The 13,561-nt window shown below is 46.0% G+C and carries 13 protein-coding genes; 5 read left to right on the top strand and 8 right to left on the bottom strand.

The window, feature by feature from the left end:
• Positions 1-2: 2 nt before the first annotated feature.
• The 3 genes from M0C34_RS17110 (at position 3) to mutT (ending at position 4,170) form a co-directional block, all read left to right on the top strand.
• A complete protein-coding gene (locus M0C34_RS17110; protein WP_248712883.1) occupies positions 3-926 on the top strand; it encodes a M23 family metallopeptidase in 924 nt (307 codons plus the stop codon).
• A gap of 35 nt (positions 927-961) precedes the next feature.
• Positions 962-3,685: a preprotein translocase subunit SecA gene (secA, locus tag M0C34_RS17105; protein ID WP_248712882.1), complete on the top strand. Its 2,724-nt coding sequence runs from the start codon at positions 962-964 to the stop codon at positions 3,683-3,685.
• 86 nt (positions 3,686-3,771) lie between these two features.
• Positions 3,772-4,170 carry an 8-oxo-dGTP diphosphatase MutT gene (mutT, locus tag M0C34_RS17100; protein WP_248712881.1) on the top strand — a complete coding sequence of 133 codons (399 nt, stop codon included), beginning with the start codon at positions 3,772-3,774 and terminating at the stop codon, positions 4,168-4,170.
• A gap of 128 nt (positions 4,171-4,298) precedes the next feature.
• Here the strand turns inward: mutT and yacG are convergent, their stop codons facing one another.
• The 8 genes from yacG to nadC all read right to left on the bottom strand — a co-directional run bounded on the left by yacG (position 4,299) and on the right by nadC (position 11,568).
• A complete protein-coding gene (gene yacG / locus M0C34_RS17095; protein WP_248712880.1) occupies positions 4,299-4,496 on the bottom strand; it encodes a DNA gyrase inhibitor YacG in 198 nt (65 codons plus the stop codon).
• A complete protein-coding gene (zapD, locus tag M0C34_RS17090) occupies positions 4,496-5,236 on the bottom strand; it encodes a cell division protein ZapD (protein WP_248712879.1) in 741 nt (246 codons plus the stop codon). Before zapD ends, yacG begins: the two co-directional genes overlap by 1 nt.
• A gap of 60 nt (positions 5,237-5,296) precedes the next feature.
• On the bottom strand, positions 5,297-5,899 hold the full coding sequence (gene coaE, locus M0C34_RS17085) for a dephospho-CoA kinase (RefSeq protein ID WP_248712878.1): 603 nt from the start codon (positions 5,897-5,899) through the stop codon (positions 5,297-5,299).
• Positions 5,900-6,011: 112 nt separating this feature from the next.
• Positions 6,012-6,902, bottom strand: a complete 891-nt coding sequence (locus M0C34_RS17080; RefSeq protein WP_248712877.1) for a prepilin peptidase — start codon at positions 6,900-6,902, stop codon at positions 6,012-6,014.
• A gap of 2 nt (positions 6,903-6,904) precedes the next feature.
• Complete coding sequence (locus M0C34_RS17075; protein ID WP_305883136.1) at positions 6,905-8,152, bottom strand: type II secretion system F family protein; 1,248 nt, start codon at positions 8,150-8,152, stop codon at positions 6,905-6,907.
• Between the two features lie 84 nt (positions 8,153-8,236).
• A complete protein-coding gene (gene pilB / locus M0C34_RS17070) occupies positions 8,237-9,940 on the bottom strand; it encodes a type IV-A pilus assembly ATPase PilB (protein WP_371923088.1) in 1,704 nt (567 codons plus the stop codon).
• Positions 9,941-9,955: 15 nt separating this feature from the next.
• Entirely contained in the window at positions 9,956-10,474 is a 519-nt protein-coding gene (locus M0C34_RS17065; RefSeq protein WP_248712876.1) for a pilin, read from the bottom strand.
• A 254-nt stretch (positions 10,475-10,728) separates the two neighbouring features.
• Positions 10,729-11,568, bottom strand: a complete 840-nt coding sequence (nadC, locus tag M0C34_RS17060; RefSeq protein ID WP_248712875.1) for a carboxylating nicotinate-nucleotide diphosphorylase — start codon at positions 11,566-11,568, stop codon at positions 10,729-10,731.
• Positions 11,569-12,031: 463 nt separating this feature from the next.
• On the opposite strand from nadC, the gene ampD reads away from it, so the two are divergent.
• The gene (gene ampD, locus M0C34_RS17055) at positions 12,032-12,571 is read left to right on the top strand and encodes a 1,6-anhydro-N-acetylmuramyl-L-alanine amidase AmpD (protein WP_248712874.1); all 540 of its coding nucleotides are present in this window, start codon (positions 12,032-12,034) and stop codon (positions 12,569-12,571) included.
• Positions 12,572-12,645: 74 nt separating this feature from the next.
• Entirely contained in the window at positions 12,646-13,500 is an 855-nt protein-coding gene (gene ampE / locus M0C34_RS17050) for a regulatory signaling modulator protein AmpE (protein ID WP_248712873.1), read from the top strand.
• Positions 13,501-13,561 lie beyond the last annotated feature (61 nt).

The following is a 13,561-nucleotide window of genomic DNA, read 5'->3' as shown; positions in this document are numbered from 1 at the left end:
CTATGAAATTAAGTTTAGTATACGCCCATAAAGGTGAGACCAGAACTGTTCGTTTTAATCCATTGCGCTTATTTTGGCTGGGTTTTCTCGTGGTCGCACTGATCTGTAGCATTGGCTTGTGGGGCGTTCAGCAATATCAAAATTTGGCTCGACAACAAATTGGCTTGTTAAGTCAGTTAGAGCGTTCGCAGGCAGAGCCGAAACTGGCCCAGTTTGAGCAATCCCTGCGTCACCAATACAGCCAACTGGCAGTGCGGGTTGGCCAAATGCAAGTTGAAATGACCCGCTTAAACGCTTTGGGTGCCCGTCTGATTGAAGATACCGAGTTAGCCGCTGAGTTTGACTTTTCTGCTACGCCACCGATTGGTGGGCCAATGTTAGATATTGATAACTCAAATCACGCCAATAGCAGTGTATTCTATGACTTGTCGCAACTTGAGCGACAAGTGGATTCGAAGAAAAAGTCTCTGGCCCTGCTTGAATCTTGGCAACAGAGTCACCATCTAGTAACTAACAGCTTTATTTCTGGTTGGCCAGCTAAAGGCCCAGGAATTTGGATATCTTCGCCATTTGGTACGCGAGTCGACCCTTTCACTAAAAGAAAGGCCCGTCATAAAGGCGTAGATATAGCAGGTAAAGAAGGTACAAAAATTCGCTCCGTAGGAGCAGGCGTGGTGGTGTGGGCAGGCAGTCGCTTTGGTTACGGTAACCTCGTCGAAATTGAGCATGGTAACGGGATGGTAACCCGCTACGCGCATGCTAAAGATGTATTAGTAAAAGAAGGTGATGTGATAAATAAAGGGGATGAGATTGCACTCATGGGCAGCACTGGCCGCTCTACTGGGTCTCATGTCCATTTTGAGGTTCTCAAAAATGGACAAGCTCTTAACCCAAGTAAATTTATTTATCGCAAAACCAAGACCTAGAAAATTGGATTTCGTCTTAGCAAAAGTAGTGTTTCATGATTAGTAAATTAGTAACGAAAATCGTTGGTACTCGAAATGACCGTACCATCAAAAAAATGCGCAAAGTGGTCACTAGCATTAATGCCTTTGAACCTGAATTTGAAAAACTGTCTGCTGAAGAAATTAAAGCCAAGGCGGGCGAGTTTAAATTACGCGTAGAACAAGGCGAGAGTCTTGAAGCTATTCTCCCAGAAGCTTTTGCTGTGGTGCGTGAAGCCTCTAAGCGGGTTTTTGGTATGCGTCACTTCGATGTGCAAATGATGGGGGGCATGGTTCTCAATGATAACCAGATTGCTGAGATGCGTACCGGTGAAGGTAAAACCTTAACGGCGACGCTTCCTGCCTATCTAAACGGGATTACCGGTAAAGGCGTCCACGTGATTACCGTGAACGATTACTTAGCCCAGCGTGATGCCGAGTGGAACCGACCTTTATTTGAATACTTAGGTTTAAGTGTCGCAGTTAATATTAGCGGTATGGACCATCAGGTTAAGAAAGAGGCTTACGCCGCTGACATTACCTACGGAACCAACAATGAATTTGGTTTCGACTACCTACGTGACAACATGGCTTTTGCGCCCGAACAACGCGTGCAACGACCATTAAACTACGCGGTAGTGGATGAAGTGGATTCGATTCTTATCGATGAGGCCCGTACGCCGTTAATTATCTCTGGCCCTGCTGAAGACAGCTCAGAGTTATACAAAAAAATTAATGACGTTATCCCCCTATTGGTGCGCCAAGAAGAAGAAGACACTGAAGAGTTGATTGGTGACGGTCACTTCACGCTTGACGAGAAAAACAAGCAAGTACACCTTACCGAGAATGGTCAGATCTTCGTTGAAGAAACGCTGCAGCAACGTGGCATGTTAGAAGAGGGTGACTCTTTATACAACGCCGCCAACATCAGCTTATTACATCACGTTAATGCAGGCTTACGCGCACACACCTTGTTTGAGCGCAACGTAGACTACATTGTTAGTGAAACGGGCGAAATTGTTATCGTTGACGAGCATACTGGCCGTACTATGCCTGGTCGTCGTTGGTCTGAAGGTTTGCATCAAGCCGTAGAGGCGAAAGAAGGGGTTAACATTCAAAATGAAAACCAAACCTTAGCCTCGATTACTTTCCAGAATTACTTCCGCTTGTATGAAAAGTTATCGGGCATGACCGGTACCGCGGATACTGAAGCTTTCGAATTTCAGTCAATCTATGGCTTGAACACGGTGGTTATTCCTACCAATAAACCGATGGTGCGTGATGACCAAGGTGATCTGGTTTATTTAACGGCAGAAGAAAAATATAACGCGATTATTGAAGACATCCGCCAGTGTGTTAAGGCCGAGCGCCCGGTACTAGTGGGTACCGTGTCTATCGAAAATTCTGAGTTATTATCCAATATTCTTAACAAAGAAAAAATTAAGCACAACGTACTCAACGCTAAATTCCATGAGAAAGAAGCTGAGATCGTGGCTTGTGCGGGTATGGCTGGCTCAGTCACTATCGCCACAAACATGGCTGGCCGTGGTACCGATATTGTATTAGGTGGCAGCCTGCAAGCCGACTTAGCCGCGCTAGGCGAAGATGCTAGCGAACAGCAAATTGCCGACGCTAAAGCCCAATGGCAAGTGCGTCACGATGCGGTGTTAGCTTCGGGTGGTTTGCATATTATTGGTACTGAGCGTCATGAATCTCGCCGTATTGATAATCAGCTACGTGGTCGTTCTGGTCGTCAAGGTGATGCTGGTTCAACCCGCTTCTACTTGTCGATGGAAGACAGCTTGATGCGTATTTTTGCCTCAGACCGGGTAACTGGAATGATGAAAAAATTGGGTATGGAAGAAGGTGAAGCCATTGAGCACCCTTGGGTGACTCGCGCTATTGAGAATGCTCAGCGTAAAGTAGAAGGGCGTAACTTCGACGTGCGTAAATCCTTGCTTGAATTTGATGATGTGGCCAACGACCAACGTAAAGTGGTCTATGAGCAACGTAATGACTTGATGGACAGTGACAGCATTACCGAGACCATCGATGTGATCCGTGAAGATGTTTATTCAGCGGTGATCGACGAGTACATTCAGCCTCAATCTCTTGAAGAAATGTGGCAAGTGAGTGAGCTTGAGCAACGCTTGAAGAGTGATTTTGGCTTAGATTTACCGATTCAGAAATGGCTAGACGAAGATGATAAACTGCATGAAGAGAAGCTTCGTGAAAAAATCCTCGAAGCGGCAGTGGCTGAGTACCAGCTTAAAATAGATAAAGTGGGTGCTGATCCGATCAAACAATTTGAAAAATCGGTGATGTTACAAACCCTTGATCAGCTGTGGAAAGAACACTTAGCGGCCATGGACCATTTGCGTCAGGGTATCCATCTACGTGGTTACGCACAGAAAAACCCTAAGCAAGAGTACAAGCGCGAATCCTATGAGCTGTTCACGCAGATGCTAGAAGTGCTTAAGTTAGACGTGATCGGCATTTTAAGCCGGGTTCAGGTACAAGATCCTGAAGAAGTCACCGCCATGGAAGAAAAACGTCGTGAAACTGAACGACGTGCCATGGAGATGCGTAATCAGCAAGCTCAAGAGCAATTGCAACAAGAGCAGCAAGCAGGGCCAAGCGGGAAACCGGTCACTCGTGAAGGCCAAAAAGTGGGCCGTAATGACCCTTGTCCTTGTGGTTCGGGTAAAAAATTCAAACAATGTCATGGTAAATTGTCATAGTTTGAAGGCCTAAGTGAAAACAACAAGGAGAGCATCAGCTCTCCTTTTTACTGTCTCAATTAAATAAGCAAACCAGGAGGGTAGCCTTGAAAACGGTCAATGTGGCGGTGGGAGTCATCGTTAAAGGTGAGCAAATATTATTAAGCTTGCGCCATCAGCAGCAACATCAAGGCGGCAAGTGGGAGTTTCCCGGCGGTAAAATTGAAGCGCAAGAAAGTGTTGTTGAGGCGCTGGCCCGCGAGTTGCAAGAAGAACTGCTCATTAATATCGCCCACGACAGCTGCGAGCCTCTAATTCGCATTGAGCACGACTATGGCGATAAACGAGTATGTTTACATGTTTATACCGTTAAACGCTTCTCAGGGGAGCCTAAAGGGGCTGAGCAGCAGGAGATACGTTGGGTCGATAAAGCCAAACTGGCAGACTACCAATTTCCGGCCGCTAATCAGGCCATTTTACAGGCCATCCAACAAAGCGAGCTGTAGCAAGCTCAAGTTAAACATGCCTATAGCACTGAATGCTTACAGCCGGCATGCTCGAAGTTGAGAAACAACACAGCTAAGGCTATTAGAAAACTAAACAGAGGGGTCGCCTGGTCGAGCAAGGCTCAAGCTTAAAACTGCCAGCTGTCGGGTTTGTCTTCGTCTTCAACCAGTTCTTGTCCAGCGATAAACTTCGCTTCACTGGCCCATTCGCCAAGATCGATCAGTTTACAACGCTCACTGCAAAAGGGGCGAAACTCACTGCTGCTATTCCACACAACATGGGTATCACAAGTGGGGCATTTAACTATTGGGTCTGATTTTTTCATTAGGCAATCTTACAGCAAAATAGGCGACAGCTAATATCTTCAACTTCTAGATTAGCGGCGCTGATAAATTTAATCGCAAAGCGGTGTTTATGACCGCTCACCGTGGGGTAGGCTTGGTATTTATTGTCTACTTCAATCCGCAGTAACCCACAATCTTGAGCCATCCCTTGGTAAAAGCCCTTGGTTGCCACTACCGCGATAGCTTGGTGCTGCTCTCTCAGTAGCTGCAGTAATTGGCTTATCGCCGCTGCGACTGGCTGCAAGGGCTTTAACCAGAGCGCAACTTGGCTGTCGATCTGTTCGGGTTGTTGATTAAGCCAATAGTGCAAATAGGGTAAATCGAAGCTGCTATTGCCACCAGGCAAACATAGTCGCTGACGAATATTAGCCAATAGCCTATCGTCTTTTAAATGATCTGATACCCGTGCGTGTTTGGCGATGGTACTGATTAAGCTTTTCACTTGCAGCAGTAACTGTTCAATTTTACTGGTATCAACATTCGGCAAGGCTGCCCATTGGGCTAACTTTTCAGCCTGTTTGCTTAAGTCTTTTTGAAGATCACTGCGCCATTCGCTGCGCTCTAATACTTCTGATACCTCAAACAGTACTCTGAAAAATTGTTGCTGCTGCAAGGGATGCTGCAAGGCCTTAGCCAGCATCAGTTGCTCAAACAATTGCTCTAAGCGTAAGTAATTTCTTACTTTCTCATTTAAGGGGTGTTCAAATATCAATGTTGCCATGTCTATTTAATAACGCTGGGTTGAAGATGACTTATCTAAACTAGTGTAACCATTGGTGTTTCAACTGTCATGGCTTTTGGCAAGATTAAGGTAAAAGCGGTGTAACTCGGCGACCTTATTGGTTAAATTCACTAGGCTGCTGTCGTTTACAATCACATCGTTGGCCGCGGCCAGCTTATCTTGGCGGCTCATTTGCGAATTGACAATTTGTTGCGCTTGTTGTTCGCTCACTTTGTCCCGTTCAATAGTGCGGTTAAGCTGAGTGGCTAGCGGCACATCAATCACTAATACTCGGTCTACCAAGGTGTGTAGTTGGTTTTCTAATAGCAGCGGCGCAACTAACAATTTATAAGGGCCGTTTACAGTGGCTAATTGCTGCTGCATCTGTTGGCGAATCAAGGGGTGTAGCAGCTGATTTAACCACTGTTTTTGGCTGGGGTGTTGAAAGATAATCTGTCGTAGCGCTGGGCGATTAAGGCAGCCATCGGCTAACAATACTGGTTTGCCAAAATGCTCGGCAATTTTAGCCAGCGCCGCTTGCCCCGGCTCAACGACCTGGCGGGCGACTACATCGGCGTCCACCACGGGCACACCTAGCCGTTCAAACTCGGCCGACACTTGGCTTTTGCCGCTGGCGATACCGCCGGTTAGTCCTACGATCATGGGGGCCTCCACCTAAATTTTTGGCTTGAGTTTTCGCTTGAGTTCAGGCTTTAGATAACACTTAGCGCGCTTCAAGCTCAAGCCAGAGGCTCAAGCTCAACACTGCTAAGGCTTAGTGTACCAAGCCAATATAGCTAAAATACCAGTGTTGTATGGCGTCGCCAAAGAATAGGTAACACACTGCGCCAATGGCTAAATAAGGGCCGAAGGGGATCGCTTGGCTTTGCTTGTGTTTAGCCAACACCATTAAGCCTATGCCAACGCTGGCACCAATCAGTGAAGACAGCAATATGGTTAAAGGCAGGGCTTGCCAGCCAAACCACGCGCCGATCATCGCCAATAGCTTAAAGTCGCCGTAACCCATGCCTTCTTTACCGGTGAGTAGCTTAAATAGCCAAAACAAGCTCCATAAAAAACCATAACCAATGGCAGCGCCGAGTACTGCATCTTGCAGGTTAACAAAGTTTGCATCCAGATTAATCAGTAAACCTAACCACAGGGTGGGTAGGGTGATTTGATCAGGCAAAAACATGGTATCTAAATCTATCAAGGCCAAGCACAGTAAAATAATGCAAAAGATACTGGCCAGTACAAACTGAATGCTAAAGTCAAATTGCCACCAACACGCCAAGGCAAAGCCAGCGCTAGCAAGCTCTACCAGCGGGTAGCGGGCGCTAATGGGGGTTTTACAATTGGCACACTTGCCGCGCAATAACAGCCAGCTTACTACTGGGATATTTTGCCAAGCGGTGATCATGCTTTTACAATTAGGGCAGCAAGAGCGTGGCACCATTAGGTTATAAGTTGCGTTGGTTTGCCGGTCTGAGGGTTCCGCTGGCTGAGCATCATCAGCCAAAAAGCTGTGGCACTCAGCCTTCCACTGGCGTTGCAGCATAATCGGCAGGCGATGAATCACCACATTAAGGAATGAGCCAATACACAGGGCGAATAATAAGCAGAAACCCAGCGCGGTGGCTGGGTAGAGTTCAATAAAAGTATCCATGTTTAACCGACAACTGATCCAAGTTTAAAGATAGGTAAATACATTGCCACTACCATACCACCTACCAATACCCCTAGCACCGCCATAATCAGCGGCTCAATCATGCTGGTTAAGCCATCTACCGCATCATCTACTTGCTGTTCATAAATGTTAGCTACCTTGTCTAACATGCTATCTAAAGACCCTGACTCTTCACCAATCATCACCATCTGGGTGACCATATCGGGGAAGACATTCACGGTACGCATCGCAATATTCATTTGCATACCACCAGTCACTTCAATGCGCACTGCATCAATGGCGTTGCGATAAACTACATTGCCCGAGGCGCCAGAGGCTGAACGCAGTGCATCAATCAACGGGATACCGGCGGCAAAAGTGGTAGACAGGGTGCGGGCAAAACGGGCCATGGCGGCTTTATGTAAAATCGGATTAATCACTGGGATTTTTAGTACAAAGCGGTCGGTGGCATCTTTCACCGCTTGTGAGCGTCTATGGGCTTGTACATATCCGACTATTATTGCGGCTATGGCGCCAAAAATCAGCGGCCAATAGTCTTGTAAGAAGCGTGATATGCCTATCACAAATTGGGTAAAGGCCGGTAGCTCAGCGTTAAAGCTGGCAAAAATCTCTTCAAATTGGGGGATCACAAATAGCAACAAAATCGTTGTCACAATAATCGCCACGATAATTACTGTCACTGGGTAAAACATCGCTTTTTTAATTTTAGATTTAAGTGCTTCGGCTTTTTCTTTATAAATGGCCACCCGGTCGTAAATAGTCTCTAAGGCGCCACTTTGCTCACCGGCTTCAATTAAATCACAATATAAACCATCAAAATAACGCGGGTGCTTACGTAGGGTCTCTGATAAGGCTGTACCCGACTCGACCTCGGCGGCAATTTCACTGATTAGCTCACGCATCGCTGGCTTTTCGACACTTTTTGAGATGATGCCAAAGCTTTGTACCAGCGGTACCCCGGCCGATAACATGGTAGCAATTTGCCGTGAGACAATTGCAATATCCATAGCATTAATCTTGTTACCCAATTGGCTAAGAAAGCCTTCACTTTTCTTTTTTACTTTAGTAACAGTAATGCCTTGACGGCGCAGTTCGGCTTTTACTTGGCTGATGCTTTCTGCTTGGTATTCCCCCCCCACCTTGCCGCCTTTACGGTTGATGCCACTCCAGTTGAAGGCGCTAATTTTTTTTACGGCGATTTTTCGTTTAGTGGGGGTTGCAGTAGCCATAACATCCTTGCTAACAAAGTAGTGCAAAACTTAAAAATTAATTCGTTAAATTTATCAGATAATTACCAAGAGAAAATAGCCAATTTATACATTTGTGACTCGCTCCACCTCTGATAAGCTAGTTACGCCTAAACGGGCCTTTTCTAAGGCGGACATGCGCAGTGAATACATGCCCTCACTAACCGCTTGTTCAGAAATTTGAATCGAGTTGCCCTCGGCCATAATGAGCTTGGCAATGGCCGAGCTCATGGGCATCACTTCATAAATACCTACTCGGCCCTTAAAACCGCCGGTGCATTTTTCACAGCCCACCGGGTCAAATAATTTTATGCCGGCTTCTACTTGGCTTTGAGTAAAACCCACTTTAGGCAGTAAGTTGGCCTCTATCATCTTGGGTTTTTTGCAATGCTCACACAGGCGGCGTGCTAGGCGCTGAGCGATAATTAAACTGACTGAGGAGGCGATATTAAAGGCTGGTACGCCCATATTTAACATGCGGGTGAGGGTTTCAGCAGCCGAGTTAGTATGCAGGGTGGATAATACCAAGTGGCCGGTTTGCGCCGCTTTAATTGAAATTTCGGCGGTTTCTAAGTCACGAATTTCACCCACCATCACTACATCGGGATCTTGGCGCAAAAATGCCCGCAGCGCACTGGCAAAGGTTAAACCAGCGCGATTATTAATTTGTACTTGGTTCACCCCTGGTAGGTTAATCTCTACCGGGTCTTCGGCGGTTGAGATGTTGATCTCGGTAGTATTAAGAATGTTTAAGCCGGTATATAAAGAGACGGTTTTACCCGAGCCGGTCGGGCCGGTGACCAATATCATGCCCTGTGGGCGGGATAAGGCATCTAAATAGAGCTTTTTCTGCGCGTCATCGTAACCGAGTATATCTATGTTTAAGTTAGCCGCTGAGGAGTCGAGAATACGAATCACGATTTTTTCGCCCCACATGGTGGGTAGCGAGTTAACCCGCATATCGATGGCTTTATTACGGCCCGTTTTAAGCTTGATGCGACCATCTTGTGGCAAACGGCGTTCGGCAATGTCCATGCGCGCCATTACTTTTAAGCGCGCTGAGAAGCGGTTGGCCAAGTTGATTGGTGGGCTGGCTATTTCATGCAAAATGCCATCGATACGAAAGCGAATCCGGTATTTCTTTTCGTAGGGTTCAAAGTGTAAATCAGAGGCGCCGCGGCGAATCGAGTCCATTAATATCTTGTTAATGTAAACAACAATCGGTGCATCATCTTGTTTGTTGTCTTGTTTCTCGTCTAGCCGGGAGTCTTCATCACTAACTTCTAGGCCACTGATGTCGTCATCAGAGATGTCGCCTAAATCAAGGTTAGCGCTATCATCAACTAAAGACTGAATCGCCTTAAATAGCTTGGCTTCTTCAACCAATAAGGCTTCAACATGTAGCCCAAAATTAAAACCAAAATCTTCTAGCGCGGCAACGTTGCTAGGATCTGCCATAGCCACATAAAGGGTTTGATTTTGACTATAGACCGGTAATACGTGATGTTTAAAGATTAATTTTTCATTGAGAAAGTTTTGCGGGATCTCAGATAATTCGATGGCATCCAAGTCTAGCAGCGGAATGCCAAACTGGCTCTCACAAAATTCAGCTAATTCTCGGCTAGAAATGAGCTCGTTTTCTACCAGCACAGTGCTAAAAGCGCGCTGTTCTTGCACACTGCGTTTATATAGTTCTAGTAGCTGGTGTTCTTTTTCTGGAAAAGAAACGGCCAAGCTAGAGGCTAGGCCGTTTATGCTAACGTTTTTCAACAAATACTACCGCTATTAATCTGATGCTGCTGCTGGGCCAGGAATGTCGAGCGTAACATCACTAGGTATTACAGTACCGCCACAAAGATCTGGGTAGCACGTAGAATCTGCTAAGGTGAACCAAGTAATACGACCAGAAGCTTCTTCGTGTGGATATATAATATAAGTTTCACCTGCTAAGCCGTTGGCTGTAACAGCAGTCGCAGTAATTCGGCCAGTACCGTCAGTTACTGCGATTGATGCAACAGAGCCTTCTGCTGCTCCAATATCCGCAGGTACTCCATTCAGTCCTTCATTACACTCGCCCGCCTGCACACTGTATCCAGTTTGATGACATAGCTCTATCGCTGTTTTATAAGGACCTGTCGAAGCCATCACTTCAGTAAAACGAGATTTGGCTGTATAAGTTTGATATGCAGGCAGTGCTACAGCAGCCAAGATGGCTACAATCGCAACTACGATCATCAATTCAATTAGGGTAAAACCTGACTGCTTGTTAGCAGCTTTGGCTTGGAGGTTTTGTAGTGTTTTCATTGCGTCTTTCCTTTACACAAGTTTTAGAAGTTGTTTTCTTTACCGTTTTTTCTATCAGGGCTGATTTGAAATTATAATTATTTCAGTATCTTCCTTGATATTACGATGCTATAAACTAGATGCTTATTAGAGCATACGTACTATATTAGTATAGTTTTTTTTAAAAAAACGCAATCAAATCGTGATCTTAGCAACACAGTTGCAGACTTAGCTGTACATAAAGCTATACAGCTAAATGTGCTTATCCACAAAAATTATGCGACAAATCTCATACTTAGGTCTAGCGCCTTGACATGTTTGGTTAACGCACCCACTGAAATGAAGTCGACCCCTGTTTCTGCATATTGGCGAATCGTGGCTAAGGTCATGTTACCTGATGCCTCTAGCTTTGCTCGGCCCTTGTTAATCGCCACTGCTTGCTGCATTAGCGCCACGCTGAAGTTATCTAACATTACAACGTCACTGCCTGCTTCTAGTGCTTGTTCAAGCTCAGCTAGGTTTTCAACTTCTACCTCAACCTTTTTACCCGGTGCCAGTTGGCGGGCCTTATCGATGGCCGCTTTAATACCACCACAGGCCATAATGTGGTTTTCTTTAATTAAGAAGGCATCGTTTAAGCCAAAACGATGATTGGTACCTCCACCACAGGTAACCGCGTACTTAGAAGCATAGCGCAAACCGGGCAAGGTTTTACGGGTATCGAGTAATTTGCAGTGAGTACCTTGCAATAAATCCATGTATTCGGCCACTTGGCTGGCAATGCCAGACAAGGTTTGAATAAAGTTAAGTGCTGAACGCTCGCCGGTTAACAAGATGCGCGCCGGCCCGGTTAAATAACAAAGGGCTTGGTTTTCTACTACCTTATCGCCGTCGGCGACCAGCCACTCAATTTCGACTTGCTCACCTAACTGGCGAAACACTTCATCGGCAAAGGCTTTACCGGCAAATATGGCGGGCTCACGGCTGATAATTTTGGCTTTGCTGATTTGGCTGTCGGGGATCAAAGCGGCGCTAATATCCAATTGTGGGTTTAGGCTACCCAAGTCTTCGATTAAAGCGGCGGTGACGTTGTCCCGTAATTGTTCGGCATTCATGCATCGGTACTCGGCGGTTAAGAAGAAGTTAATATATAGCCTATTAGGCTAATTGCGCGGCATTTTAACTCAGAAACTTGCCACTTGCATGGTCAAATCTTAGCTTTATTATAAACCCCTTATAGCGATAAGTGATCAGCGGCAAGCCATATAGAATAGAGCCTTACCTTAAGCCTTAAGTTTTAAGCCTTAAGGTAAGGCCTGTAGCGCGCTTAGTTCTTGGCTTTTAGCTTGAGGCTTATAGCTTATAACTTAAGCCTTACAGGTAAGGCCTGCAGCGCGCTTAGTTCTTGGCTTTTAGCTTAAGGCTTATAGCTTATAACTTAAGCCTTACAGGTAAGGCCTGCAGTGCGCTTAGTTCTTGGCTTTAAACTTAAGGCTTAAGGCTTATAACTTAAGACTTATAGCTGATTAACTTTTGGGCGTTCTAAGCGGATAGCTAGCTGCATTTTAGGAGTATTTATTGAAGATTAACTCGCAACACCAATTAAGCGCAGCACAGCAGGTGCCTAGCCCCTTTTATAACCAACGGCCCGGCTGTGAGCCCAGCTTGTTGGTGATTCATTGCATTAGCCTACCCGAAGGGCAGTATAACAATGGCCATATCGATGCGTTGTTTAGCGGTTGTTTGGATTGCTCACTAGATGCCAGTTTTGCCGATTTGGCGGGTTTAGAGGTGTCAGCGCATTTACTGATTACCCGCGAGGGCGAACTGAAACAATATGTGCCATTTAATCTGCGCGCTTGGCATGCGGGGGTCTCTAGCTTTGAGGGGCGCGAGGCTTGCAACGATTACTCCATCGGTATTGAGTTGGAAGGCACCGACAGCAGTGAATTTACCACTGAGCAATACCTTAGCTTGCAGCAAGTGACTAAAGCTTTGCTGGCGCATTACCCGCAACTGTCTAAACAACGCATTGTTGCCCATAGTGAGATCGCGCCGGGGCGAAAAACCGATCCCGGTAGCGGCTTTGACTGGGATGTTTATTTAAATGGGCTGTGAGTCGCTTGGTTTGCTAGGCTAATTGGCTTACTATTTATGGCGATGGAAGGCGTTTTTGGAGAGTTATCAGCTACATGTCATTAATATCACTGTTATTAGCACTCAGTTTAGAGCGGGCCAGACGCATTGGTGCAGATTGGTGGTGGCAGCATGCCTTTCATTGGTGGCTAAAACGCTTTGATAGTGCCTCGGCCTTTTGGCAAATTACTATGGCGGTGTTGCTACCTAGCTTATTAATGGTTTACCTGCAACTGAGTTTGAGCGGTTGGTTATTTGGCTTGCCCAGTTTGGCTTTGTGGATTTTTGTACCGCTTATTACCTTGGGTTGCCCGCCCTTGCAGCAAGGTTATCGTGACTACTTGCGCTCGGCTGCAGAAGGCAACGAACAAGCCTGCAGCGAATTTAATCAACAGCTATTAGAGCAAATACATCCGCTACATCAGGTAGACCCTGAAGAATCTATCGCCATTTCAACCGGTACTCAGCTAATGTGGTTAAACTATCGTTATTATTTTGCGGTGATTTTTTTCTACGTATTAGCAGGCCCAGCTGGGGCCTTGTTTTATGCTTGTAGTCGCGGCCTATACTTGCATAAGAGCATAGAGGTACAAGCTCTCTCGCCAAGCATTAACACCTTTATGCATTATTTAGATTGGCTGCCTAGCCGCTTAGCCAGTCTTTGTTATTTAGCCGTAGGCAACACTAATCAAGCCATTACGGTGTGGTTACCGTCTCTAAAAGACCGCCAGCACAGTAATGGTTACTGGTTAACTAAAGTGGCGGTAGCGGCAGAGTTATCTGAACAAGAACATGATAGCGAAATGTTATGTGTTGCTACCACCTGCCGTTTTGTTAGTTTAGCGAAACGCGGCATTATGTTGGCGATAGCGATTATCGCTGCACTCACCATTGCTGGCTGGCTAATCTAAGCCAGGGTTGCAGCGCTTCGTCGCTGCGATTTTATTTCACATTCCCTATTTATCTTCCCGC

Source organism: Agarivorans sp. TSD2052, from assembly GCF_023238625.1.
In the GTDB taxonomy this organism is placed as follows: domain Bacteria; phylum Pseudomonadota; class Gammaproteobacteria; order Enterobacterales; family Celerinatantimonadaceae; genus Agarivorans.
This window is presented reverse-complemented; position numbering and strand designations above follow the sequence as displayed.

Bases quoted from the DNA above. Each gene is read 5' to 3' on its own strand.
- M0C34_RS17110 (WP_248712883.1), top strand. From the start codon at position 3: ATGAAATTAAGTTTAGTATACGCCCATAAAGGTGAGACCAGAACTGTT.
- secA (WP_248712882.1), top strand. From the start codon at position 962: ATGATTAGTAAATTAGTAACGAAAATCGTTGGTACTCGAAATGACCGT.
- yacG (WP_248712880.1), bottom strand. From the start codon at position 4,496: ATGAAAAAATCAGACCCAATAGTTAAATGCCCCACTTGTGATACCCAT.
- zapD (WP_248712879.1), bottom strand. From the start codon at position 5,236: ATGGCAACATTGATATTTGAACACCCCTTAAATGAGAAAGTAAGAAAT.
- coaE (WP_248712878.1), bottom strand. From the start codon at position 5,899: ATGATCGTAGGACTAACCGGCGGTATCGCCAGCGGCAAAAGCCAAGTG.
- M0C34_RS17080 (WP_248712877.1), bottom strand. From the start codon at position 6,902: ATGGATACTTTTATTGAACTCTACCCAGCCACCGCGCTGGGTTTCTGC.
- M0C34_RS17075 (WP_305883136.1), bottom strand. From the start codon at position 8,152: ATGGCTACTGCAACCCCCACTAAACGAAAAATCGCCGTAAAAAAAATT.
- M0C34_RS17065 (WP_248712876.1), bottom strand. From the start codon at position 10,474: ATGAAAACACTACAAAACCTCCAAGCCAAAGCTGCTAACAAGCAGTCA.
- nadC (WP_248712875.1), bottom strand. From the start codon at position 11,568: ATGAATGCCGAACAATTACGGGACAACGTCACCGCCGCTTTAATCGAA.
- ampE (WP_248712873.1), top strand. From the start codon at position 12,646: ATGTCATTAATATCACTGTTATTAGCACTCAGTTTAGAGCGGGCCAGA.